The organism is Fodinicola acaciae (assembly GCF_010993745.1).
Classification (GTDB): Bacteria; Actinomycetota; Actinomycetes; order Mycobacteriales; family HKI-0501; genus Fodinicola; species Fodinicola acaciae.
Genome location: NZ_WOTN01000003.1, coordinates 1,616,283 through 1,640,651 on the forward strand (window position 1 = coordinate 1,616,283; position 24,369 = coordinate 1,640,651).

Annotated in this window: 25 protein-coding genes and 1 pseudogene; 11 read left to right on the plus strand and 15 right to left on the minus strand. The window is 67.0% G+C overall.

The window, feature by feature from the left end; genetic code table 11:
• The 4 genes and pseudogenes from GNX95_RS33830 to GNX95_RS33845 all read left to right on the plus strand — a co-directional run bounded on the left by GNX95_RS33830 (position 1) and on the right by GNX95_RS33845 (position 2,461).
• Positions 1–363 (plus strand): nuclear transport factor 2 family protein, encoded by a 363-nt coding sequence (locus GNX95_RS33830; RefSeq protein ID WP_163511707.1) that lies wholly within the window; start codon positions 1–3, stop codon positions 361–363.
• A gap of 56 nt (positions 364–419) precedes the next feature.
• The gene (locus tag GNX95_RS33835; protein WP_163511708.1) at positions 420–887 is read left to right on the plus strand and encodes a DUF1801 domain-containing protein; all 468 of its coding nucleotides are present in this window, start codon (positions 420–422) and stop codon (positions 885–887) included.
• 934 nt (positions 888–1,821) lie between these two features.
• Positions 1,822–1,992: pseudogene (locus tag GNX95_RS44525) on the plus strand (hypothetical protein); the annotation flags it as partial.
• An 82-nt stretch (positions 1,993–2,074) separates the two neighbouring features.
• Positions 2,075–2,461: an HNH endonuclease signature motif containing protein gene (locus tag GNX95_RS33845; RefSeq protein WP_163511709.1), complete on the plus strand. Its 387-nt coding sequence runs from the start codon at positions 2,075–2,077 to the stop codon at positions 2,459–2,461.
• A gap of 85 nt (positions 2,462–2,546) precedes the next feature.
• Here GNX95_RS33845 and GNX95_RS33850 read toward each other — a convergent pair whose 3' ends face one another.
• Genes GNX95_RS33850 through GNX95_RS33880 form a run of 7 tightly spaced genes read right to left on the minus strand, consistent with a single transcriptional unit; the run spans position 2,547 to position 10,060 of the window.
• Complete coding sequence (locus tag GNX95_RS33850; RefSeq protein WP_163511710.1) at positions 2,547–3,320, minus strand: ATP-binding cassette domain-containing protein; 774 nt, start codon at positions 3,318–3,320, stop codon at positions 2,547–2,549.
• Complete coding sequence (locus tag GNX95_RS33855) at positions 3,317–4,360, minus strand: ABC transporter permease (RefSeq protein ID WP_163511711.1); 1,044 nt, start codon at positions 4,358–4,360, stop codon at positions 3,317–3,319. The genes GNX95_RS33850 and GNX95_RS33855 overlap by 4 nt, the downstream gene beginning before the upstream one ends.
• Positions 4,360–5,349, minus strand: a complete 990-nt coding sequence (locus GNX95_RS33860) for a sugar ABC transporter substrate-binding protein (RefSeq protein WP_163511712.1) — start codon at positions 5,347–5,349, stop codon at positions 4,360–4,362. The genes GNX95_RS33855 and GNX95_RS33860 overlap by 1 nt, the downstream gene beginning before the upstream one ends.
• 18 nt (positions 5,350–5,367) lie before the next feature.
• Positions 5,368–7,245, minus strand: a complete 1,878-nt coding sequence (gene iolD, locus GNX95_RS33865; protein WP_163511713.1) for a 3D-(3,5/4)-trihydroxycyclohexane-1,2-dione acylhydrolase (decyclizing) — start codon at positions 7,243–7,245, stop codon at positions 5,368–5,370.
• Between the two features lies 1 nt (position 7,246).
• On the minus strand, positions 7,247–8,077 hold the full coding sequence (locus GNX95_RS33870) for a Cgl0159 family (beta/alpha)8-fold protein (RefSeq protein WP_246281883.1): 831 nt from the start codon (positions 8,075–8,077) through the stop codon (positions 7,247–7,249).
• Between the two features lie 46 nt (positions 8,078–8,123).
• Positions 8,124–9,059 (minus strand): 5-dehydro-2-deoxygluconokinase, encoded by a 936-nt coding sequence (gene iolC / locus GNX95_RS33875; protein ID WP_281356982.1) that lies wholly within the window; start codon positions 9,057–9,059, stop codon positions 8,124–8,126.
• Entirely contained in the window at positions 9,056–10,060 is a 1,005-nt protein-coding gene (locus GNX95_RS33880; RefSeq protein ID WP_187369735.1) for a Gfo/Idh/MocA family oxidoreductase, read from the minus strand. Before GNX95_RS33880 ends, iolC begins: the two co-directional genes overlap by 4 nt.
• 111 nt (positions 10,061–10,171) lie before the next feature.
• On the opposite strand from GNX95_RS33880, the gene GNX95_RS33885 reads away from it, so the two are divergent.
• The 4 genes from GNX95_RS33885 to GNX95_RS33905 all read left to right on the plus strand — a co-directional run bounded on the left by GNX95_RS33885 (position 10,172) and on the right by GNX95_RS33905 (position 14,466).
• Positions 10,172–10,909 (plus strand): GntR family transcriptional regulator, encoded by a 738-nt coding sequence (locus GNX95_RS33885; RefSeq protein WP_163511715.1) that lies wholly within the window; start codon positions 10,172–10,174, stop codon positions 10,907–10,909.
• 114 nt (positions 10,910–11,023) lie between these two features.
• Positions 11,024–11,806: a hypothetical protein gene (locus GNX95_RS42780; RefSeq protein WP_222854116.1), complete on the plus strand. Its 783-nt coding sequence runs from the start codon at positions 11,024–11,026 to the stop codon at positions 11,804–11,806.
• A 2-nt stretch (positions 11,807–11,808) separates the two neighbouring features.
• Positions 11,809–12,435 (plus strand): DUF2306 domain-containing protein, encoded by a 627-nt coding sequence (locus tag GNX95_RS33900; protein ID WP_163511717.1) that lies wholly within the window; start codon positions 11,809–11,811, stop codon positions 12,433–12,435.
• A 36-nt stretch (positions 12,436–12,471) separates the two neighbouring features.
• The gene (locus GNX95_RS33905) at positions 12,472–14,466 is read left to right on the plus strand and encodes an SDR family oxidoreductase (RefSeq protein ID WP_163511718.1); all 1,995 of its coding nucleotides are present in this window, start codon (positions 12,472–12,474) and stop codon (positions 14,464–14,466) included.
• 82 nt (positions 14,467–14,548) lie between these two features.
• Here GNX95_RS33905 and GNX95_RS33910 read toward each other — a convergent pair whose 3' ends face one another.
• The 6 genes from GNX95_RS33910 to GNX95_RS33935 all read right to left on the minus strand — a co-directional run bounded on the left by GNX95_RS33910 (position 14,549) and on the right by GNX95_RS33935 (position 20,690).
• Positions 14,549–15,826, minus strand: a complete 1,278-nt coding sequence (locus GNX95_RS33910) for an MFS transporter (protein ID WP_222854117.1) — start codon at positions 15,824–15,826, stop codon at positions 14,549–14,551.
• Between the two features lie 33 nt (positions 15,827–15,859).
• Complete coding sequence (locus GNX95_RS33915) at positions 15,860–16,336, minus strand: DUF309 domain-containing protein (RefSeq protein ID WP_163511719.1); 477 nt, start codon at positions 16,334–16,336, stop codon at positions 15,860–15,862.
• 24 nt (positions 16,337–16,360) lie between these two features.
• Positions 16,361–17,113, minus strand: a complete 753-nt coding sequence (locus tag GNX95_RS33920; protein WP_222854118.1) for a CoA-transferase subunit beta — start codon at positions 17,111–17,113, stop codon at positions 16,361–16,363.
• Entirely contained in the window at positions 17,110–17,946 is an 837-nt protein-coding gene (locus GNX95_RS33925; RefSeq protein WP_163511721.1) for a CoA transferase subunit A, read from the minus strand. Before GNX95_RS33925 ends, GNX95_RS33920 begins: the two co-directional genes overlap by 4 nt.
• The gene (locus GNX95_RS33930) at positions 17,943–19,448 is read right to left on the minus strand and encodes a benzoate-CoA ligase family protein (RefSeq protein WP_163511722.1); all 1,506 of its coding nucleotides are present in this window, start codon (positions 19,446–19,448) and stop codon (positions 17,943–17,945) included. The genes GNX95_RS33925 and GNX95_RS33930 overlap by 4 nt, the downstream gene beginning before the upstream one ends.
• 120 nt (positions 19,449–19,568) lie before the next feature.
• A complete protein-coding gene (locus tag GNX95_RS33935) occupies positions 19,569–20,690 on the minus strand; it encodes a PucR family transcriptional regulator (protein ID WP_163511723.1) in 1,122 nt (373 codons plus the stop codon).
• Between the two features lie 98 nt (positions 20,691–20,788).
• Between GNX95_RS33935 and GNX95_RS33940 the strand changes: the two genes are divergently transcribed.
• Complete coding sequence (locus GNX95_RS33940; RefSeq protein ID WP_187369736.1) at positions 20,789–21,730, plus strand: TerC family protein; 942 nt, start codon at positions 20,789–20,791, stop codon at positions 21,728–21,730.
• A gap of 53 nt (positions 21,731–21,783) precedes the next feature.
• Here GNX95_RS33940 and GNX95_RS33945 read toward each other — a convergent pair whose 3' ends face one another.
• Together GNX95_RS33945 and GNX95_RS33950 are read right to left on the minus strand one after the other, a co-directional pair.
• Positions 21,784–22,128, minus strand: coding sequence for a DUF488 domain-containing protein (locus GNX95_RS33945; RefSeq protein ID WP_163511724.1), 345 nt, complete (start codon positions 22,126–22,128; stop codon positions 21,784–21,786).
• A complete protein-coding gene (locus tag GNX95_RS33950; protein WP_163511725.1) occupies positions 22,128–22,766 on the minus strand; it encodes a TetR/AcrR family transcriptional regulator in 639 nt (212 codons plus the stop codon). Before GNX95_RS33950 ends, GNX95_RS33945 begins: the two co-directional genes overlap by 1 nt.
• Positions 22,767–22,880: 114 nt before the next feature.
• Between GNX95_RS33950 and GNX95_RS33955 the strand changes: the two genes are divergently transcribed.
• Both GNX95_RS33955 and GNX95_RS33960 read left to right on the plus strand, forming a co-directional pair.
• Entirely contained in the window at positions 22,881–23,471 is a 591-nt protein-coding gene (locus tag GNX95_RS33955; RefSeq protein ID WP_163511726.1) for a TetR/AcrR family transcriptional regulator, read from the plus strand.
• Positions 23,468–24,295, plus strand: a complete 828-nt coding sequence (locus GNX95_RS33960; protein WP_163511727.1) for an SAM-dependent methyltransferase — start codon at positions 23,468–23,470, stop codon at positions 24,293–24,295. The genes GNX95_RS33955 and GNX95_RS33960 overlap by 4 nt, the downstream gene beginning before the upstream one ends.
• Positions 24,296–24,369 lie beyond the last annotated feature (74 nt).

Below are 24,369 nucleotides of genomic sequence, written 5' to 3' on the forward strand. Positions count from 1 at the left end.
ATGGACGACGTGCTGGCCGTGTCAGCGGCATTCGACGCGGCTCTGGTCCGTAACGACGCGGCCGCCGCCGTCGCCGGTTTCATGACCGACGACTGGGTCTACGTCGGTCCGGCCGGAGCCACGCCGAAGGCCGACATCATCGGCTGGATCGCCTCCGGGCGGCTCGTACACGACACCATGTCGGTGATTGGCGGCGAGATGGTCTTGCCGGTTGGCGATGCGGTGGTTTTGTCTGCGCGCAAGGCAAGTTCTGGTCGGTGGGACGGCGTGCCGTACACCGCCGATGAGTGGATCACCGAGGTTTACGTACGCACGGGCGCCGGGTGGCGTTGTGCGTTCAGCCAGAAGACTCCCGCCGAGTGACGCTCAGTTTTCCGCCTGCCTCGAGTCTATTGGTCAAATCGACAGACGGAGGCAGCATGTTCAAGGTCGACGCATCGACCGTCAACGAGTACTTCAGCGCGGATCCGGCTCGCGAAGCGGACCTGCGCGCCGTCGACCGGCTGATCCGGTCGGCAGCGCCGGCGCTGAAGCGCCAATTTTTCGGTGGCACGCCTGGCGGCAGGCCGGGGATGTCGATGCGACTGGTCGGCTATGGACTGTTTCAGTATCACGTCAAAGCGTCGGCGCAGCCGATCGACTGGCCAGTGATCGGGTTGGCGCTGCAGAAAAACCACCTCAGCCTGTATGTGGCGGCGGTCGAGGACGGCGCGTACGTCGTGGAGCGTTTTGCCGGCAGGCTAGGGAAGGTCAGTCTCGGGCGGAACAACATCCGTTTCAGGACGTACGCCGACCTCGGCCATGATGGGTTGACCGATCTGGTCAGGTATGTCGGCGATGGAATTGTCAGCGGTCGTCTCGAACTACGGTATGGCCGGGTCCAATAGACCTGGCCGAGACCCTTGGATGCTGCGGAGTCGGGGGTGTGCGGCTTGGGGGCGACGCTGAAGCGGCGGAGGTGGAGTGCGGGCGCCATGGGTTGCGGTGGGGGGTCGCATCGTGTGGTGAGAGGTGGTTGGGGCCGGGTGTTGCCGTGAGGAGATGGTTGAGCCGTCGAGGGTGCGGGTTGGGTGCGGGGTGGCTTTGTTTGTTCTCCCCCTCGACGCCCTGAAGGGGACCACATTTCCGACACAGGCGGCGGAGCTTGCGTACATGGCTGGGTTGAGTGGGCCGCCGCCTGTATCGGAAATGTGGTTTGCGGAGCACACCGAGGGGAAGAACAAACAAAGCCACCACAATGAAAAAAAAAAGCGAAAACAACCCGTCATTTCCCTGTGTTTGTAGGGAAGTTGCGGCTCATCACGTGCGAACTCTGCGGTATAATGGTAGCATGGGGGTTATCGGGGATCCGCTGTTCGCGTTGAACTTTGTCGACGCGGCGCCGGATGCGGAGACGGTTCGACTGCTGCAGAAGCTGGATCCTGGTGCCGCGGACCGGTACGAGTGCCTCGCCGTGATGGAAGTGACCAACCAGTTGATCGCGGCGATACAGGGAATGCAGCTCGCCGCGATGGGGCGGTTCATCACCCAGTACGATCCATTGGCGCGGCGGTACGCCGCCGCCGAAGTCGCCTCAGCGTTGACATGGACCACCAGAGCCGCCGCCAGCCGGTTGCAGTGGGGCCGAACACCTAACCACCACACTCCCCCGCACACTGGCCGCACTGTATGCCGATGCTATCGACATCGCCAAGGCCCGGACAATGATCAAGCAGACCGAAATCATCGACCCCAACATCGCCGGCCAAGTCGAGAACAACCGTCATCCCGCAGGCCAAGAACCGGACCTACCGCTGGTTCCGCGACACCACCAAGCGCACCATCGCCACCCTTGACCCGGAAGGCTCCGAGCAGCGCCGCCACGACAAGAACAAGCAGCGCCGCATCGAGAAAGAAGACACCGACGACGACATGGCCCGGCTCAGCGCCCCGCTGCCGGCCGAGAAGACCGAGGCGATCTACCAGCTCATCAACAACATCGCACACAACCAGAAAACGGCCGACGACCCACGTTCCATGGACCAGATCCGCGCCGACGCGCTCACCGACCGGATCCTTTGGCGACCCCACCAACATGAAAATCCGCATCAACGTCAAAACCAACGCCACCACCATGACGGGCCCGGACAACCAGCCCGGTCAGCTCATCGGCCACGAACCAATCACCACCCAGCACGCACGGAAGCTAGCCAAGCAGCCCAGCAGCGAATGGTACCGACCCTGGACCGACAGCCCCACCCACACCCTCCTGAACTACGAGCACCTCAAATACAAACCCAACCCCACACTCGCCGACTACGCCAGAGCCAACACCCCCACCTGCAACTTCCCCAACCACAACCGGCCAGCCAGAACCCGCGAACTCGACCACACCATCCCACCCCCAAACGACCCAACCTCAGCGGACAACCTCAAACCCCTATGCAAGTTCCACCACAAATGCAAAACCCACCACGGCTAGGACCTCACCCAAATCACACCAGGCACGTACGCCTGGACCTCACCACTCCGCCGCACGTACGTCGTCAACCTCAACCAGTGAGCGCTCAACGAGCGAGTTCGTGTTCCAATGCCTCCAACTCGCTGCCGCCGGACATCTGGTGTGTGAGCTCCGGCAGCGTGATCTCGTCGCGTGTCGCGTTCATGGCAAGGCCGCCGCGGTTGAGGATGATGAACCGGTCACCAACCAGATAGGCGTGATGCGGATTGTGGCTGATGAAAATCACCCCGATGCCAGCATCGCGCGCCGCGGCGATGTATTTCAGCACCACCCCCGACTGCTTGACACCGAGCGCGGCCGTCGGCTCGTCGAGGATCAGGATCTTGGCACCGAAATAGATGGCTCGTGCGATTGCCACACATTGGCTCTGACCACCGGACAGTGTGCCGATCGGTTGGTCCACATCGGACAGTGCGATTCCCATTTTGCGCAGCTCGGCGTCGGCCGTACGCCGCATCGCCGGAATGTCCAGCCGCCGCAACGGGCCGCGACCCTTGGTGATCTCCGAGCCGAGGAAGAAGTTGCGCCACACCGGCATCAACGGCACCAACGCCAGATCCTGGTAGACCGTCGCGATGCCGCGCGCCAGCGCCTCTCGCGGCGTGGCGAAGTGGACGGCCTCACCGCTCACCTCGTACGTGCCGGAATCCGCCGGGATCAGCCCGGACACGATCTTGATCAGCGTCGACTTGCCGGCACCGTTGTCGCCGAGAATGCAGGTCACCTCGCCTTGCGAGACCTCCAGCGACACACCGTCGAGCGCGGTGACATTGCCATAACGCTTGCCGATCCCGCTGAGTCGTACGGTTGGCACAGTCATTTGCGCACCGCCCTGATCCGGACCCAGATGTTGACCAGGGTCGCCAACAACAGGGTGGCGCCGAGGAAAAACTTGAACCAGTCGGGGTTCCAGCCGGCATAGACGATCCCCTGCGTCGTCATGCCGAAAATCAGCGCACCGATCGCCGAACCGACCGCCGAGCCAAATCCGCCGGTGAGCAGGCAGCCGCCGATCACCGCGGCGGCGATGTAGAGCAGCTCGTTGCCGACACCGAGACCCGACTGGATGGTATTGAAGGCGAAAAGCAGGTGCATTCCGCTGAACCACGCGGTGAAACCGACCGCCATGAACAGGCCGATTTTGGTGCGCACGACCGGCACACCGACGGCACGAGCGCTGTCCTGCTTGCCGCCGACGGCGAAGATCCAGTTGCCTTGGCGCGTACGCAGCAGGATCCAGGTCGCGATCGCCACGAACACCAGCCACCAGACGACCGCGATGCTGAGCTGCGCACCACCGCCGATCGGGATCTGCGCGGCGAAAACGGCGCGAGCCCCAGCGAAGCCGTCCATGTTGGAAATGTCGTTGGTCGCCACACCGCCTGAGAGCAGCTTGGTGATCGCGAGGTTCAGCCCTTGCAGCATAAGGAAAGTGGCCAGCGTGATCAGAAAGCTCGGCAGCTTCGTCCGCATCACCAGATAGCCGTTGAGGAAACCGATCCCCAGTGCCAAAACCAGCGACACGACGATGCCGACCCACACGTTGGTGTTGAGCTGGTAGTTGAACATCGCGGCACACAGCGCGGAGGTCGTCACCGACACACCGGCCGACAGGTCAAACTCGCCGCCGATCATCAACAACGCCACCGGTACGGCCATCAGGCCGATCGTCGCGCTCTGGTAGAGCACCGTCGCCATCGAGTCGACCTGCCGGAAAGGCGGTGCGATGGCGAAGAAAAATCCGAACACCACGACCGCGCCGAGCAGCGAGCCGACCTCCGGCCGAGCGAGAAACCGGCGCAGCACCCGGTCGGTCGACGGCCGCGCGGCCGGTGGCGCGTCTTTCGTCAGGACAGTCATCAGCGCGTGCCAGCGGTGGCAAACTTGGAAACCTGATCGACGTTGGACTTGTCGACGAACGTCGGTCCGGTGAGTACGGCCTGGCCGCCGCCGGTCACGTTGCCGTTGACCTTGTAGAGCCACAGGGCGTCGACCGCCAGGTAGCCCTGCAGATACGGCTGCTGGTCGACGCAAAACTGGATGCTGCCGCTCTTGATCGCCGCGATCAGCTCGTTGTTCAGGTCGAAGGTCGCGATTTTCGCCTTGCTGCCGGCGTTTTTGACCGAGGTGACCGCGGTGGTGGCAAACTGCGCGCCGAGCGTCACGACATAGTCGATCGACTTGTCCTGCTGCAGCTTGCCGGTGATCGTGCTCTGCACCGACGGCAGGTCGGCGCCGTTGACATACAGGTTTTCCGCCGTGCCGCTGGTCAACGTCTTCTTCAGCCCGGCACACCGGTCCTCCAGCTGCACCTGTCCCTGCGCGTGGATGACGCACAGCACGTGTTTCGCGCCGAGGCCGGCGAGCTTGCTGCCGAAGGCCTGGCCGGCGACCGACTCGTCCTGGCCGAAGTATTCCAGCATGCCAAAGCGTTTCCAGTCGGCGATGCCGGCGTTCAGGCCGACGACCGGGATCTTCGCCGCGACCGCCTTGCCCACGACCTCCTGCATCGCGGCCGGCGTCGCGAGTGTGACGGCGATGCCGTCCACCTTCTGGTCGATGGCGTTCTGCACCAGCGTCGCCTGGTTTGGCGCGCTTGCGTCCGACGAATAGAGCAGCGTCACGTTGTCCTTCGCGGCCGCCGCCTGCGCTCCTTTTCGTACGACATCCCAGAAGGTGTCGCCCTGAGCCGAGTGCGTGACGAACGCGATCTTCAGCGGCGGCGTGTTGGCCTTGCCGGCTCCCACGCCGCCGGCCCCCTGTTCCTGCTGCTTGCCACCGGAGCTGCTGCAGCCGGCGACGACGAGCATTGCCGCCAGAGCCACGACGACGAGACGCGATCGGTGCATGACAGGGTCCTCCTGTTGTCAGAGGTAACGACGCTGGACGCGTTTTTCCTTCTCGTAGTTGGCTCGTGCCTGCCGAGTCGAGTCCAAAGTGGACGTCTCGGCCACCGGTACGTCCCACCACGCGGTGGACTCCGGTCCGGCGGCACCCGGGTCGGTCTCGACATGTACGACGGTCGTCACGTCGCAGGCTTTGGCCGTCTCCAACGCTTTCCGAAACTCCTCGATCGAGCTGGCACGCAACACCTGTGCGCCGAGGCTGGCGGCATTGGCAGCGAGGTCGACCGGCAGCCGGTCGCCGTCGAGCATGCCGGTCTCCGGATTGCGATAGCGATAGTTGGTGCCGAAACGTTGCGACCCGACCGACTCCGAGAGCGAACCAATCGACGCGAATCCGTGGTTTTGCACCAATACGATGGTCAGCTTGACGCCTTCGGCGACCGCGGTGACGATCTCCTGGCTCATCATCAGATACGACCCGTCGCCGACCAACACGAACACCTCGCGGTCGGGCGCGGCCAGCTTCACGCCGAGGCCGCCGGCGATCTCGTAGCCCATGCAGGAATAGCCGTATTCGACGTGATACTGCTTCGGATCGGTCGTACGCCACAGCTTGTGCAGGTCCCCAGGCATGCTGCCGGCTGCGTTGATGACGACGTCACGGTCGCCGGTGGCGTCGTTGACCGCACCGAGAACGGCGGCCTGCGAGACGACCTCGCCGGCACCGGCGTAGAGGTCATCGACGGATCGCTGCCAACGAGCGGAAAGGTCGGCGACGCGATGCACATACGCCGGATCCACGCGCCAGCCGGCCAACCCGCCCCGCAGCTCGGACAGCGCCTCGCGAGCGTCGGCCGTGACCATCAGCGCGGACTGCTTCGCCGCGTCGAAGCCACTGACGTTGATGTTGACGAACTCGACGTTTTCGTTGGCGAACACCGAGTTCGAGGCGGTGGTGAAGTCGCTGTAACGCGTGCCGACGCCGATCACCAGGTCGGCCTCGTTGGCGATCGCGTTCGCCGCGGACGTGCCGGTCGCGCCGATCGCACCGAGCGAGGCCGGATGGTCCCAACGCAGCGATCCCTTGCCTGCCTGCGATTCGCCGACCGGAATGCCGGTCTGCTCGACCAGCGCGGCCAGCTCGCCGGTCGCGCCGGAGTAGATCACACCGCCACCAGCGACGATGACCGGCCGCTTTGACGCGCGGATTTTCTCGACGGCACGCGAAAGCACGGAGGAGTCCGGCCTGGCACGCGCGACCGTCCACACGCGACGCTCGAAGAACTCGGCCGGCCAGTCGTACGCCTCAGCCTGCACGTCCTGCGGAAATGCCAGCGTCGCGGCGCCGGTCTCGGCCGGATCGGTCAGCACGCGTACGGCGCCGAGCGCCGCCGGGATCAGCTGCTCCGGCCGGTTGATCCGGTCGAAGAACCGGCTGACCGGACGAAACGCGTCGTTGGCGGTGACATCGTACGACCGCGGATCTTCCAGCTCCTGCAACACCGGATTGGCGACCCGCGTGGCAAACGTGTCGCTCGGCAGCAGCAAAACCGGGATACGGTTGATCGTGGCGAGCGCGGCGCCGGTGACCATGTTGGTGGCGCCGGGACCGATGGAGCTCGTACAGACCAATGTGGACAGTCGGTCGCGCATCCGCGCGAAGCCGACCGAGGCGTGCACCATCGCCTGCTCGTTGCGGGCCAGATAGTAAGGCAGGGCCTCGGAGTCACCTGAGAGCTGGTGTTCCAGCAGCGCCTGGCCAAAGCCGGCGACGTTGCCGTGGCCGAAAATGCCGAAGCAGCCGGCGAAAAGCCGCTGCTCGACGCCGTCGCGCTCGGTCCACTGCCGGCTGAGGAACCGGACCAGCGCCTGTCCGGCGGTGAGCCGAATCGACTCCACGTCAGTTTCCCTTCGATAGCAGGCCGACCGCCGTGTCGACCGCGGTCAGCACGTCGTCGTCGGCGGGATAGAGCAGCGACCGACCAACCACCAGCCCGCGTACGGTCGGCAGTGCCAGCGCTTCCTGCCAGCACTCGAAAGTCTCCTCCGGTCGCTCCGGCACCTCGCCGCCGAGCAGCAGCGCCGGCAGCGTCGACGCCCGCATCACGCGCTCCATTTCGGCCACCACCGGCACTTTCAGCCAGGTGTACGCGGACGTGCCGCCGAGGCCGGAGGCGACCGAGATCGCGCGGATCATCGCTTCGGGCGAGAGATCGTTGCGTACGTGGCCCTCCACACGGTGCGACAGGAACGGCTCGACCACCGCCGGCAGCCCGGCGGCGGCGAGCTCGTCGACCGCGCGAGCGCAGGACTCCAGCGTCCGCACCGTCGCCGGGTCCTTCGGGTCGATCCGCAGCAGCATTTTTCCCGCGTCCAGGCCCATCCGTACGATCGACTCGGCGGTGTAGGAGGTGAACCGGTCGTCGATCTCGAAAACGGTGCCGGCCAGGCCGCCGCGGTTCATCGAACCGAGCACGATCTTGTCTTCCAACGCTCCGAGCAGGAGCAGGTCCTCGATGATGTCCGCGGTGCCGAGAATGCCGTCGACCCCCGGCCGTTCCAGCGCGATCCGCAGCCGGCCGATCAGGTCACGCCGGTCGGCCATGGCCATCCGCCGGTCGCCGGCGCGCAAAGCGCCACGCGCCGGATGGTCAGCGGCGATGATCATCAGGTTGTTTTGGCCTTCCGGCAGCCATAATCGGCGCCGCCGCTCCAGCGCAGCACTGACCACCGCCTCGGGCTCGCGGATGCGCAGCTCGAGGACCTCGTCCAGATCCTTAGCCGGCAACGAGACCGTCCACTTCGGACTCGGTCGGCATCGCGTCCGAACACGCCAGCCGGGACGCGACGATCGCGCCGGCGGCGTTGCCAAACCGCATGATCCGCTCGGTGTCCCAGCCGGCCAGCAGGCCATGGCAGAGCGCACCGCCGAACGCGTCGCCGGCGCCGAGGCCGTTGACCACCTCGACCGGCACCGGCGGCACCTCGACCGACCCCTTGTCGTCGACCGCGAGCACGCCGCGCGGCCCCTGTTTCACGACAGCCAGCGAAACCCCGTAGTCGCGCAGCAAACTCGCCGCCTGCGCCGGCTCGCGGGACCCGACGGCCGTGTCGCACTCGTCCAGATTTCCTACTACCACGGACGCGTACGGTAGCGCCTGCTGGACGATCGCGCGCGCCTGCTCCCTGGATTCCCAGAACATCGGACGATAGTCCAGGTCGAGCACGGTGATGCCGGACCGGTCGCGGCGCTTCAGCGCGTCCAGCGTCGTCTGCCGGCTCGGCTCCTGACACAGGCCGGTCACGGTGACCCAGAAGATGTCCGCCGCCTCGATGGCGGTCAGCTCGTCCGCCGTGTTGGTCAGCTCCAGGTCCGGCGCTTTCGGATAACGGTAGAAATAGATCGGAAAATCGTCCGGCGGGAAGATCTCGCAGAACGTGACCGGCGTCGGAAGGGACGGCACGTCACTGACAAAGACGTCGTCCACGTCGTAGCCGCGCAGGGCGGTGTGGATGAACTTCCCGAACGGATCCGCGCCAGTGCGCGTGATGACGGCCGACCGGCGGCCATAACGCGCCGCGGCGACCGCGACGTTTGTCGCGCTGCCACCGAGATATTTGCCGAAAGAGGTGACCTCGTCGAGACTGACGCCGATCTGCTGTGGATAGATGTCCACGCCGATCCGGCCCATCGTCAGCACTTCGTACGTCACGCTTTTACCTCCGCGAGCCGCACCGGCCGGCCGGTGTCCTGGGAAAGCTGACACGCCTCGGCAATGTAGAACGCCTGCAGCGCGTCGTCCACCGTGCACGGACTCGGCCGGCGGCCGGCGACCACGTCGACGAAGGCGCGCAGCTCGGCCAGATACGCGTCGTGGAAGCGTTCCAGGAAGGTCTGGTACGGCGTTTCGGCCTGCTGCCAGGAAACCGACGGCTCGGCGGAGAACAGCGGCGCGCGGTCGTCCAGGCCGACGACCAGGCCACCGGCCGAACCGCACACCTCCAGCCGTACGTCGTGACCGGCGCCGTTGTAGCGCGTCGCCGAGACGGTCACCAGGATTCCGTTGTCCAGCTTGAGAGCCGCCACCGCGGTGTCCACATCGCCGGCATCGCCGAAAAACTTCTCACCCTGGTTGCTGCCGAGCGCGTACACCGACTCGACCTCCGCGCCGGTGACCCACCGGACGATGTCGAAATCGTGCACGGAGCAGTCGCGATAAAGGCCGCCGGACAGCGGCACGTACGCGGCCGGCGGCGGCGAGGCGTCGGCGGTCATCGCGCGCATCGTGTGGATCCAGCCGAGCTCGCCGGACCGGACGGCCTCGCGTACGCGGCCATATCCGCGGTCGAACCGGCGCTGGAAACCGATCTGCACCGGCGTGCCGGTCTCGGCGCCCCTGGCCAGCACGTCGCGCGTACTCGGCACGTCCTGGGACACCGGTTTTTCGCAGAAAACGGCGACTCCGGCGTCGATACCCTGCCGGATCAGGCCGGCGTGCGCGCTGGTCGCGGCGGTGATCACCAGCGCGTCGATGCCACTGGTGAACAGCTCGTCGACGGTGTCCACGGCCTCGACGCCGAGCTTCTCGGCCAACTGGCGCGCTCTGGCCGCGTCGACGTCGGCCACCACGATCGACTCGATCTCCGGCTGGCCGCGCAGAGTTTCCGCATGGAAACTGCCGATCCGTCCGGTTCCGGCCACTCCGATTCGCATCCCGCGCCCGCCCTCTCCTCGCCGTGACACCGTTCACAGGGTTGCGGACCCGGCCGGCAAGGTCAATAGTTTGTCCTGACATATTGACGTCCTCACAGCGACGGAGTCCGGATGGTCGTCCCCACGCTGCGGGTGGATCGGTCCAGCCCGGTGCCGCTCTACTTCCAGGTCGCCGAGCAACTGCAGGCCGCCATCGAGAGTGGCGAGCTGCCGACCGGATCGCGGCTGGACAACGAGATCCAGCTGGCCAGCACGCTCGGCCTGTCCCGGCCGACGATGCGGCAGGCCATCCAGTATCTGGTCGACCAGGGCCTGCTGGTACGCAAACGCGGCGTCGGCACCGAGGTGGTCGCCAACCGCGTACGCCGTGCCGTCGAGCTGACCAGCCTCTACGACGACCTGACCGCGGCCGGCCAGGCGCCGACAACTTCCGTACTGTCACTGGAAAACCTGCTAGCCGACGACGCCGTCGCCCATCATCTCCAGGTCGAGCCCGGCGCAGCGGTCGTACGGCTGCGCCGGCTGCGATACGCCCAAGGCGAGCCGCTGGCGCTGCTGACCAACTATCTGCCCGACACGCTCGTCAAGCTTTCCGTTGAGGAGCTGGAAAAGGCCGGCCTCTACGAGCTGCTGAAGGCGTCCGGAATCCGGCTCACGACGGCGTCGCAGACGATCGGCGCCAAGAATGCGAGCGCCTCGGAGGCGGCGGCGCTTGGCGAAAGCCGGCGAGCCGCGCTGCTGACGATGAGCCGCGTCGCGTACGACGAACGCGGCACGCCGGTCGAATACGGCCATCATCTCTATCGCGCGTCCCGCTATTCGTTCTCCGTCTCGGTCGCGACCTCGTAACGGAAGCTGCGGACGATACGCGGGTCCGCGTACGTCCAGCTGCGCAGGTTTGCGTACGCCGGATGCGTTGCCGAGCTGACGCGGCCGTCCGTCGCAGGCCGGATAGTCGTTGCCATGACAAGACAAACGCGGTGGATCGTGGCGACCTGCGGCGCACTCGTCCTGGCCGCGGTCGGTGACGCCGGGCCGGAGATCGTCGCGTCCGGCAGCCTGCTGGCCGGATACGACGGACCGGGGCCGCTGATCTATCCAGGGTCTGTTTCGAAATCCCACTCCGAACCAGACCCTAGGCCTGTCTCCATGCTGGTCGCGGTGGTGCGATGGCGTTTCATGCCGCTGCTGGCGGTGGCCATGTCGGCCTTCTTCCTGTTCGGCGGCTTCGCCGACGCCGGTTTCGTCGGCCGCCTCGGCCGGCGTCGAGTTTTTCATCGCGTGGCTGCAAATGCTGAGTTTCGCCGCGGCGATCGTCTGCGGACTGGCCGCGGCGTACGTCGCAAAACCAAAGGAGAAATGATGTTCGGAAAGATCGCCGCGCGGTTTGGAGCAGAGCCAAAGGCGACGAAACTGTCGTTAGTCGGTCTGGCCGTCGCCGTCGCCGGACTGCTCGTCCAGTGGGCCGCCGATCCGCCGAAGTTTGGGCTGTTTCCGCCGGGGATCATCTTCATCGTGGCATGCGCGGCGCTGGTCGTGCTGGTCTCCGGCCGCCGGTGGGCTCCGATCTTCTCGGTGTTGATCTCGGCGTGGATCCTGTTCGGCGGTGTCGCCGCGGGTCAGTTCGCGATCAACTTCCGGTCCGGAAACGCCGGCACGATCGTCGGCGTTTCGGTGATGGCGCTCGGACTGGCGTTCGCCGTGGTCACCGGCGTCATGTCGATGTTCGTGAGCCGACGGGCCTGAGCATGGCGCGGACCAAATGGCCGCTGTTCGCCGTCGCGGTGATTTTCGCCCTGGTGCTCACATATCCCTACCTGGGCCTCGACATTGCCAACAGCCGCATAGCCGTGCGCGGCGGCCTGCAGTATTTCGTGCTGGTCGCGCACATCTTCACCGCCGCGGTCGCGCTTGTCGTCGGACCACTGCAGTTCGTGCCGTGGATACGCGCACGTAGGCGGATCCACCGTACGCTCGGCCGGATCTATCTCCTCGCCGGCGTGCTGCCGTCGGCGATCGCGGTGGTCCCGGTCGCGATCTGGTCCGGCAGTCCGCTCACCGAGGCCGGCCTGATCACCGCGGCGGTCCTGTGGCTGGTCACCGCCGGACTCGCCTACCGAGCCGCTCGGCGGCGCGACTTCGCCAGCCACCGCGCGTGGATGATGCGCAACTATGCGCTGACTTTTCTCGCGGTGACCTCGCGCATCCTCATTCCGGTCTTCCTGGTCGCGCAGATTCCCTTTGGTGGAGCCAATCCCGCATCGGTGTCGACGATGATCCCGATCGGCCAGACGTTGGGGTGGATCGTCAACCTGATCGTCGCCGAGCTCCTCATCCGGCGCACTCGCCAGCACCGCGACGTTGTGGCACCGTAGAGACCGGCAATGCGGCCACGATCAGGGGGAACGGCGATGGGGACGTATCTGGTGACCGGCGCGACCGGTCTGATCGGCCGGCATGTCGTCAAGCTGCTCGCGGAGCGGCCGGACGCCGGCGAGATCGCCTTGCTGGTACGCGAAAGGTCCCGCGCGCGGCTGGCCGAGCAGATCCGCGGCCTGCCCGGCCACGACCGGATCCGGCTGCTGATCGGCGACATCGCCGAGGACCACCTCGGCCTGTCGGAGGCCGACCGCGCGTCGCTCACCGGCCAGGTCGACCACCTGATCCACGCCGCCGCGCTCTACGACCTGGCCGCCGACAACGCGACCAGCGTCGAGGCCAATGTGGACGGTACGCGGCACGTGCTGGAGCTGGCGGCCGACCTGCGCGTCGGCCGGCTGCACCACATCTCGTCGGTCGCGGTCGCCGGCGACTACCGCGGAAAGTTCGCCGAGGACATGTTCGACGCCGGCCAGCGGCTGGTGACGCCTTATCACCGTACGAAGTTCGCCGCCGAGGAGTTGGTGCGCGAGCAACAGGCGGTGCCGTGGCGGATCTACCGGCCGGCGGTGGTGGTCGGTCATTCGGTGACCGGCGAGATGGACAAGATCGACGGGCCGTACTATTTCCTGCCGGCGATCGCCAGACTGGCCGGTTTTCCCTCGCTTCCGGTGGTTTTCCCGGACATCGGCTCGACCAACATCGTGCCGGTGGATTTCGTCGCCGCCGCGCTGGTGCACATCGCGCACGCGGACGGCCTCGACGGCCAGGTTTTCCACCTGACCAACCCGGATCCGCAGCCGGTGGCCGACGTTTACAACGCGTTCGCCAAGGCGGCCGGTGCGCCGCGAATCACCGCGGAGCTGCCGCGCCAGGTCAGCAAACCGTTGGTGGAGCTGGCAAAACTCACCGAGTACGTGCCTGGGTCGACGCTGGTGCGCGACGGAGTGCTCGACTGGCTCGGCATTCCGCCGCCGGTGCTGTCGGTGCTGACCTTTCCGTCGATTTTCGACAGCTCCTCGACCCGCCGCGCGTTGGCTGACACCGAAATCCGTGTGCCACCGCTGGAGTCCTACGCACCCGCGCTGTGGCGTTACTGGCGCGAACATCTCGATCCGTTCCGCGCCCGCGCGCACCACGGGCGCACCCGGCTGGACGGCCGCCGGATCGTCATCACCGGCGCCTCCTCCGGCATCGGCCGCGCCACCGCGCTGAAAGTCTCGGCGGAAGGCGGCATCCCGCTGCTGGTCGCCCGCCGTGCCGACGAGTTGGCCGAGGTCAAGGCGGAAATCCAGGCCGCCGGCGGCGCCGCGTACGCCTATCCCTGTGATCTCACCGATCCCGAGGCGGTCGACAAGACCGTCGAGCAGATGCTCAACGAACAGCCGGCGATCGACATGCTGGTCAACAACGCCGGCCGGTCGATCCGGCGGTCCGTGAAGCTGTCGTACGACCGGTTCCACGACTACGAGCGCGCGATGGCGATCAACTATTTCGGTGCTCTGCGGCTGATTCTCGCGCTGCTGCCGCACATGACCGAGCGAAAGTTCGGCCACATCGTGAACGTGTCGTCGATCGGCGTGCAGGGCATCGCGCCGCGGTTTTCCGCGTACGTTGCGTCGAAAAGTGCGCTCGACCAGTTCAGCAAGGTGGTGGCTACCGAGACCTTCGGCGACGGTGTCACGTTCACGACCGTGCACATGCCGCTCGTCCGCACGCCGATGATCCGGCCGACCAAGATTTACGACGCGTTTCCGGCGAAATCTCCGGACCAGGCCGCCGACATGATCATCAAAGCGCTGGAGGAGCGGCCGAAACACATCGGCACGGGCGTCGGTTTCGTGATGCAGCTCGCGTACGCGATCAGTCCGGACCTGGTCGACGCCATCGCCTACCAGGGCTATCGGATCTTCCCCGACTCCACCGCGGCCGGCGGCGAGGGAAAACTGAAGCTGGGCAAGGGCGAGCGGCAGCTGTCGCGCGCGGCGGCCGCGCTGATGCGGGTGACGCGCGGAATTCACTGGTAAGAGCCTGTTGGTAAACGGTGGTGCGTGAGAGTCGAGATCCAAACGTCGCTCTGCCGGTGCCGGGCGGAGCCCCAAATAGCAGCTATGGTGGGGTTTCGTCCGGTGCCGGCAGGCGGCGTTTGGGCTCGGCTATCGCGTGCCACCGTTTACCAACAGGCTCTGACAACACGGCAAGGCCGAGGATGCCGCCGAGGCCGATCGTCAGGGCCGCCGAGGTGACCAGCGTCGGCGCCGGGCCGAGGACGTTGACGATCGGTCCACCGGCCATCGTGCCGAGTGACACCGCCGGGATCACCAGCGCCGTGCGCGTCGCGAGCACCGCGGTCAGCGCGTCGGGCGGGCTGACCTGTTGGAAAAGCTCGGTGCTCATCGCCGTGTACGGTCCGTAGATCAGGCCGCCGAAGCCGAGCCCGAGCATCACCGGCAGCACCGAGCTGAAAAACCCCACCGGCAACAGCGCAGCACCCCAGCCGACGATGATCGCGACCACCAGCAACCATGGTGACTTTCGCGGCAGGAGGCCGGTGGACAGGCCGCCGATCAGCGCTCCGACCCCGAAAACCGCCAGCAGCACGCCGAGAAGTCCGGCATTTCCGTGCATGTCCTCGACGACATGCAGCGGCAACGCGACCTCGACCGGACCGTAGAGGAAGTAGAAGACGCAGGTGATCGCCAGCAGTCCGATCAGCTGGCGGTTGCCGGCGATGACGCGTAAACCGCTGGCTTTCGTCGGCTCCGCCGCGCGTTTCGCCGGAATACGCCAGCAAAACACCGCCAAAACCATAAAAGTCAGTGCATCGATGCCGATGACCCAGGCCGGACCGGTCAAAGCGATGACGCCGCCGGCGATCGCCGGGCCGACGATGACCGACGCCTGGCTGGCGGTGGACAGGACGGCGTTGCCGGTGACCCGCTCCGGGCCGGTCAGCCGCTCGGCGACCAGCGAGAACGCGCCGGCGCTGCCCCATGCGTGCAGCAGCGCCGACATCGCCAGCAGCGCGACGTAAACCGCCGGACGCAGCAGGCCGGTCGCGCCGAGAACCGCCACCGCGCCAAGCGCGGCGGCGCGCAGAATCGCGTCGAGCGCCATGAGCCGCGCGCTCGGCAACGAGCGTACGAACCGGCCGAGCATCGCCGCTCCGACCGTCGCGGGCAGCGCGTACGCGGCGACCGCGAGGCCGGTCCACACGCCGCGCTCGGACACCGGCGAGATCTGGATCGCCAGCCAGGCCACCGCGACCACCGACATGCCGTCGCCGAGCGCCGACACCAGATAGCCAGGCAGGACGCGGCGCAGCACCGGATCGGCCAACACGCGCCAATACGGGGCCAGCCTGCCGGTCGCCAGGTCAACGGTCACCTGGAGATTCTGCAACCTCAGGTGGCGTCGAGGTCAAGTTTTCAGCTTTGGACGCAATCTCGCCGCGGTGATGCTTTGCAAGCCGTCGCGCTCGATGCGGTCGATGAGGTCGCCGGCGTGGTCGGTCAGTCGCGCGGCGGCGATGCCGTGCGGCGGGTCCGGATAGCCGGAGATCCGTTGCACCGCGCGGGACAGCAGCGTGATCGCGCCTTTTTCGTTGCCACGCCGGACATGCGTGAATCCGACGGCGAGCTGCGCCAACCCCTTCCACAGCTCGCGGTCCCGCTCCGGCGCGGACTTCCAGGCCGCCTCCAGCACCTCGTGCGCGTGGAACGGCCGGCCCTCGTCGAGCAGTTTCTGCGCCAGCCGCAGGCTGTCCTCCGGCGGCAGGTCGAGATCGTCAGGCATCGTCGCGATCCCCGGCACGCCATACGGCAGCGGCCGGCCGAGCGCGTCACGCGGTCGCGCGTTGCGTGCCCGGCCCTGTTCGTCGCGATCCCGCTCGGCCATGCCGTCAGTGTCTCACCGATTGCCCTAACTGTCAGAAGTCCAGAAGCCGGTCGGGTCGAGGCGGCGGATGGCGGCCAGCACCTCCGGAGCCGGCTCGGCGGTCGTCTCCGGCGCGGAATCGACCCACTCCCAGCCGGTGTCGGCCAGTACGGCGTCGGCGGACTCGCCCGGATGTACGCTCAGCAAGGAAAATCCGTCGGAGTGCTCGGTGCGGCGCATGATCGCGCGAGTGGTGATCACGGTGACCGACTCCAGCGGCGGCAGGCCGACGCGGCAGCGCCAGCCGGCGCCGTCGCCATATCCGGGGCTGGTCAGATGGTCCACTTTGGACACGAACCGGCGCGGCTGGTGCGGCATGATCACCAGAAGCCGCCTGGCGGCCGAGGCGATGTCGCAGGCGCCGCCGCTGCCGGGCAGCCGGACGTCCGGCCGTACGAACGTCGTGTTGAGGTTGCCGAAGCGGTCGATCTGCGCTCCACCAAGGAAACCGGCCGCCACCCGACCGGCCGCGAGCGGGTTCATCACCATCCCCATCCGGCCGCTGGCCAGCGCGCCGGCGAGGTTGGGCGTGTCGCTCATCGTCACGACCATGCCGTCCGGCGGTGTGTCGCGGACGACGCCGTTTTCGAAGAATCCGGTGGCATCCGGCGCATGTGTCAGCACGGCGGTCGCGAATGCCAGCAATGGCAACCGCATCCCGACAAAGACGACCTCGCCGTCGGCGATCTGCGCCGCCGCACAGGCGACCATCAGCTCGCGTCGCGTGTACGTGCTCACAGTTTCTCCAGATACGCGGCCCGGTCCGGCACGTCCAGGACCCACTCCCGCAGCCATTCCTGGAAGCCTTCGACGGTCGCGCTGGCTTTCCCGTAGGAGCGATACGTTTCCGGCGAGTGCTCGGCATATCCGAGCAGTGGCGCCGGATGCGTGCCACCGGGACAGTGCACCACGGCGTCGACGAACGCTCCTGGCACCAGGGTCAGCTCAGGACGCTCTCTGATGACCTCGGAAGGCACGATGTCGGAGGCGATGACGATGACCGTACGCGCCGCGTGCACCGCTTCGACGGTGATGCCGAGATTTCCCCAGGCGTGCGCGTTTCCCCGCGCGTCGGCGCGCTGCACGTGGACGACGGCGACATCCGGACGGACAGCGCGTACGGCCAGCAGCACCTGGTCGGTGAACGGGCACCGTACGGTGGTGAAGCCGTCGTGGTTGACGGCGATGTCGGTGCCGAGCGCCGTACGCGTCGGCAGATACGGCACCCCGGACACGGCTGCCTGCAACGCCAACGACAGCGTGTGGTTGGAGTGCTGCCGCACGGAGATTTCCTTTGCTCGCACCGCCCGTTGGAAGCAATAGCCGGCGCCGGTCGTCACGTTTCCGATCCAGGCCGCCTCGATCTCGGCCACGCAGCCGGCTCCGACCAGCTGGTCGAAGACGGCGTCGGCGATCGGGCCGATCATCCGCAAGCCGCGCTTGCGCTGCCGGATCAGCTCATGCGTGAAGGCGAACGGGATCGCCGCCTCCAGCGCGAGTCCACATGCGACACTGCTGCCGTCCGCGACCAGCGCGGCGGCCTCGGCCATCGTGACCAGTTTGCCAGTCAAGACGCGGCATCCCGCAGCTTGAACCGCTGGATCTTGCCGGTCGCGGTCTTCGGCAGGTCGGCGGTGAACTCCACGAAATGCGGAAACTGATAGCGCTGCAGCCGCTTTTTGCACCACTCCTGCAGATCCACGACCAGCGCGTCCGACGGCTGCGCCTCCTGCAGCACGACGAAAGCCTTTATCCGCGCCAATCCGTCGACCGACACGGCGACGATCGCCACCTCCGCGACCAGCGGATGGTCGATCAGCGCGTTTTCGATCTCGATCGGCGAGACCCACAGGCCACCGATCTTCATCATGTCGTCGGCACGGCCGGAATACCAGAAGAAGCCGTCCGCGTCGCGGGTGTAGCGGTCGCCGGTGAAAAACCACTCGCCATGCAGAGCCTGGCGGGTCTTTTCCCTGCGGTGCCAGTAGAAGTCGAGCGCGCTGGCACCCTTGGCGTAGAGGTTTCCCGGCTCGTCGACACCGACCGGACCGCCGTCCATGCCGACCAGCTTCACCTCATAGCCGGGCACCGGCTTGCCGCTGGAGCCCGGCCGCAGCTTGGTTTCGGTGTTGGAGCAGTAAATGTGCAGCATCTCGGTGGAGCCGATGCCGTCCAGGATGGTCAGGCCGTAGGTGTCGTGCCAGCGTTGCCAGATGCCGGCTGGCAGCGGCTCGGCGGCCGACGCGCACAGCCGTACGGACGACAGGTCGCGCTTGTCCACGCGCAGCATCGCGTTGTAGAGCGTCGGAACAGAGAAAAACAGCGTCGGCCGGAATCTCTCCGCGGTGTCGAGCACGGCCTCCGGCTTGGGCCGGCCGCGCATCAGCACCGAGGAACCGCCCGCCCAGTAAGGAAACGACATGCCGTTGCCCATGCCGTACGCGTGATAGAGCTTGGTGGACGAGAAAGTCACGTCGTCCTCGGTGATGCGCAGGACCTTGTCCGCGTACGTCTCACAGGTCACCAGCAGGTCGCCGTGCGAGTGCACCACACCTTTCGGCCGGCCGGTCGAACCCGAGCTGTAGAGCCAAAAAGCCATGTCCTCGGCATGCGTGTCCAGCGGCGGGATCTCGCCGGCATGGCTGGCCATCAGCTCGGCGAGCGCCAGCTCGCCTTCGCCGCCGGCGACCACGGCGCGTACGCCGGCCTCGGCCAGCACCGGCGCCAACTGCTCGAACCGGGCGGCCTCGACGACGGCGATCTCGGCATAGCTGTCGGCCAGGAAAAACCGGTAGTCGTCGATGTTCAGCGCCGGGTTGACCGGCACCGGCACCGCGCCGATCCGCGCGGCGCCGAGGAAAACGGCCGGAAAGTCCGGCGAATCGTCCAGAATCAACAGCACGCGCTGTTCGCGGCGTACGCCAAGATGGGTCAGCGCGGAGCCCGCGGCGCACACGCGAGCGTGCAGCTCGGCGTAGGTCACCTGCTCGTCGCCGGCTTGGATGGCGACCTTGTCGGCGCGGCCGGCGGACAGGTTGCGGTCGACCAGGGTCGAGATGTTGAAGCGTGTCATGGCCGCCTCCGAGCGCGCTCGCCGGGAATGCCGCCGAGACTACCCTGAACGGTCGGTCAGTCCGCAACCCCCGTTTTGCTCGTTCTGCGCGTGACCTGCTATGTTGCGCTGAACAACCAGTCAGGGTTGCCCCTCTGCCACCCCGGCCGCGGCTGACACAGGTCGTCGCGACCGGGGTTTATTTCGGGTAAAACCAAGCCGAACGGTCATCGCCGCGACGTACAGCGTGAAGCGGTCGGCAGGATCGTCGAGGCTCAGACCGGTCAGCTCGGCGACTCGCTCCAGGCGATAGAGGACCGTTCGTACGCTGACGTGCAAAGCGCGGGCGGCGGCGGTGTTGCCGCCATGGTCGAGCACCGCCAAAACCGTCTCGACAAGGGGAAAGGCGCCGCCGCGGACGGACTCCAACGCACCGAACACGTCGGCGGCCAGCCGTGACGCGGCGACGGGATCGGCGGCGATCAGCCGGTGCGCGTCGACCCGCACGGCCGGCACGACCGGGTCGGGAAGCGCCAGTTTCGCCGCCAGTTCAAGGGTTTGTCGCACCTCCTGCCAGCTCGCCGCGACCGCCGTGGCGGTTGGCCGCGGCCGGCCACTCACGACTCGCCACCGGCCCGGCTCGGCGTCGCGCACCAGCTCGTACGCGAGCGCCGCCAGCTCGGAGACGTCGACGGCCGGCCGGGTCAGCGCCACCGGACTCATCGGTGCGGCCGATCCGACCGGCAGCAACACCACCAGCACGCCGTCCTTGGCCGCCGCGAGCACCGGCTCGCGCGTACGCCGGTGCAGGCCGTCGCGGAGCACGCGCGCGACCGGGTCGGCGTCGGTGAGCTCGCGCCCGGCGGCGGCCGCCAGCAGGACGTGCGGCCGCGCGAACCGGAAGCCGAGCGCCTCGGCCTGGCCGGTCGTGTGCTCGGTGACGCTGCCGGCCAGCAGGTCGTCGACCAGCTCGCGGCGGCGCGCCTCGGCCTGCCGCGACCAGGCCGCGCCGGCCTCGGCGTATCCCGAGGTCACGGCCGACACGACGTCGTCGACGATGCGCAGCACGACGCGGCCGTCGGCCTCCGGCGACCAGTGCCGCCAGGCCGCGGACAGATAGCCGTCGACCAGCTCGGGCAGCGGTACGCCGGCGTCGCTCGCACGCCGGCCGAGGTCGCCGTACCGCCGCAGCGCGGCACTTCCGGGGCGGCGGCCGGCGGCCAGGTCGGCGGTGAAGTCGCCGAGCCAGCTTGCGCGATTCATGCAATCAAGAATGCCATACGCATCCTGCTTCGCACCTAACATGCGCGGTCCGACTAACGAAGGATGGGAGCTACCAAGACGAGAGGAAGGGACACCTGATGACCACAGCGCCGCTCTGGGCCTGGGGAGCCGTGCTGGTCGCCATCCTGGCGATGCTCGCGGTCGACCTGTTCATGCACCGCCGCGACCGCGAGATCTCGATCCGCGAGGCGGCCATCGCCAGCGCGGCCTGGATCGCGATCGGCCTCGCCTTCGGTGGGGTCGTCTGGCTGGGGCTCGGCGCGGAGTCCGGCGCCGCCTACTACGCGGCATACGTCGTGGAGAAGTCGCTGTCGGTCGACAACGTCTTCGTCTTCGCGCTGCTGTTCACGTATTTCGCCGTACCGAAGCAATATCAGCACCGCGTGCTGTTCTTCGGTGTGATCGGCGCGCTGATCATGCGCGCGGTGTTCATCTTCGCCGGCAGCGCGCTGATCAGCCAGTTTCACTGGATCATCTACATCTTCGGCGCCTTCCTGGTCTACACCGGCATCAAGCTCGCGCGGTCCAAGGACGACGACGAGGTCGATCCGGAGAAAAACTTGGTGCTGCGGTTCGTACGCCGCGTCGTACCGATGACCCAAGATGTTCCAGGCTGGCGCGGACACAGGTTCTGGGTCCGCGAAGGCGGAAAATGGATCGCGACCCCGCTTTTCGCCGTGCTCATCGCGGTCGAGACGACCGACCTGATCTTCGCGGTCGACTCGATCCCGGCGGTTTTCGGTGTCACCACTGACGCGTTCATCATCTTCACCTCGAACGCGTTCGCGATACTCGGTCTGCGCGCGCTCTATTTCCTGCTGGCCGGCGCGATGAAGCACTTCGCGTATCTGCAGCTGGGTCTGGCCGCGGTGCTGACCTTCGTCGGCGCGAAGATGCTGCTGACCGACATCTTCCCGATCAACATCTGGGTCTCGCTGGCGGTCATCGTGGCGCTGCTGACCACCGCGATCGTGGCCAGCCTGGTCAAGGCCAGGCGGCAGAAGGAGCTGGTGAGCTAACCCGGAAAACCAGCGGCCCGGCTCGACGAAGATGTCGACGCCGGGCCGTTTTTCTATGTGAGCGTACGCAGGAAGTCGGCGAGCACGACGGCATGACTGCTGTCGACGTCCTTGGTGGCGGTCAGCAACGTCAGCCGGTCGCCGGATTCCTCCAGCAGCCGATGGCATTCCGGATTGCCGGCGAGCTCGGCGCGATAGCGGTCGGCGAACTCGGCCTTGCGGGACGGGTCGTGCGCATACCACTTGCGCAGCTCGGCGGACGGCGCGACTTCCTTGGCCCACTTGTCGAAATGACCGGAGTCCTTGCGCAGGCCGCGCGGCCACAGCCGGTCGACCAACACCCGCCGGCCGTCGTCCTTGGACGGCTCGTCGTAGACCCTGCCGACCCGTATCTCCATCACTGTCCTTTGTGGACGCCAAGAAGGCTGAGCAGGCCGTTCAGCGCCATCTCGCGATAACGCGGATACGCCGCTCGCCAGTCGTGCTGTTGCAACCAGCTGACGAAACAACCGTCGATGTAGGCGCGCATGGTGGCGGCGGCCTCTTCGACATTGGCGATCGGAAAGATGCCGCGCTTCTGGCCGTCGCGCAGGATCTCGCCGTACAGGCCGTTGATGATCGTCGAGGTCAGCACCGACAGGTTGCTGAACCCAGGAGCGCGCGCGGCGTGCTCGACCAAGTCGAGATAGAGCAGGTAGAAGTCACGGTTTTGCTGCGCTCCGATGAAAACCGCGTCGATGATCGCCTCGGCGGCACGGCGCGGGTCGTCCTCGACGCTGGCGATGTTCTCGCGGATCCGGTCGGCCGTACGCAGCAGGGCCCACCGCATGGTGGTCAGCAGCAGCTGATCCTTGGACTTGAAGTGATAGAGCAGCAGCCCCTTGCTGACCGCCGCGTCGTCGGCGATGTTCTGCAGGGACGTGCGGTGCACCCCCTGCCGGCTGATCACCCGGTAAGCGCTGCCGACCAGCGCGGCCTCGCGGCCGCTCAGCTGCATCTGGAGGCCTGAGCCGTCCTCAGGCGTGGCAGTGACCATCGAGGGTTTCTCCGAAGTCGCTCGCGAGCCTGCATCATAGCCGGTTGGCTGACCGGTCAGTCGCATGCCGGCGCCGATTTGTCCTGAGCGAATGTTCGTTCTATATTGGCCGTCATGGCGCGCGTACCGCAGGCACATCTGGACGCCAGACGGCGGCAGATCCTCGGCGCGGCTCGCCGCTGCTTCGGCCGTAACGGCTTTCACGCCACCTCGATGGCCGACCTGCTCGCCGAGGCGAAGGTGTCGGCCGGCGGCTTCTATCGTTATTTCGACAGCAAAGAAGCGGTCGTCGCGGCGATCGCGGCGGAGGCGCTGGACAACGTGTCGGCGCTGGCCGACCAGGTGAAGAGCGCCGACACGTTGCCGCCGCTGCCGGAGCTGCTCGGCCAGCTGGTCACCGACCCGTCGCCGCTGTTCGGCGACGACCCGCGGCTGCTGATCCAGATCTGGGCCGAGGCGGCCAGGTCAGTGGCCGTACGCGAGCAGTTTGTCCGCGCTTTCGCGACCGTGGAAGGGATTCTGGCCGGCCTGCTGGCCGAATACCGGCACCGCGGCCTGCTGCCGGCCGGCCTGCGGACCCGGCCGGTCGCACGTACGCTGATCGGCGCTCTGCACGGGCACGTGGTGCAGCGAGCGCTCCTTCCGGACACCCGGCCCGACGACCTCCGGCACGGGCTGTCCGCGATCATCTCGGGAGAAACATGAGCGGGATCAACGACATCGGCAGCACCTCGCTCGGCGTCGCGGCGTTGCGCGCGCTGGAGACGAGCCGGCCGGACCACCTTTTCCAGGACCCGTACGCCGCCGCGTTCCTCGCCGCCGTCGGCGGCACCGGCCTGCCCGGCGACACGGCCGGTTTCGTCGAGCTGCTCGGACCGATTGTTTCGGTACGTACGCGCTATTTCGACGAGCAGCTGACCTCCTTCGCCGCCGGCGGCTGCCGGCAGGTGGTGATTTTGGCGTCCGGCATGGACAGCCGGCCATACCGGCTCGACTGGCCGGCCGGGACGCGCACGTACGAGCTGGACCAGCCAGCGGTCCTCGACTTCAAACAGCAAGTACTGAAGGAAAACTCGGCGACCGCGCGGAGCGAACACCGGCCGGTCGCGGTCGACCTGCGCGAGGACTGGCCGGCGGCGCTGACCGAGGCCGGCTTCTCGCCGGACCGGCCGACCGGTTGGCATCTGGAGGGCCTGATCTACGCGCTGACCGCCGAGCAGGCCGACGGACTGCTGGCGAAGGTCACCGCGCTGTCCGCCGCCGGCAGCCGGCTCGCGGTGGACCAGATCGAGGACAGTCCGACGCTGAAGGCGGCCCGGATGGCGGTTTTCGGTGCCGACCGTGACGATCTGTGGCTCGGCGGTCCGCCCGGGCACCCGGCCGACTGGCTGCGCCGGCACGGCTGGAGGCCTGACTTCGCCGAGACCGCCGACATCGCCGCGTCGTACGGCCGCACCCTGGCCGCCGCGTATCGACCGGACGACGGCGGAGCGCATTCCTGGGTCGGGACGGGCACGTATCAGCCCTGACTTGTCGCTGTTTGCCCGATTGTGCGGTGTGGTCGGCGAGGTCCAGGCCTGCGCGACAATCGGGACCCGATTGT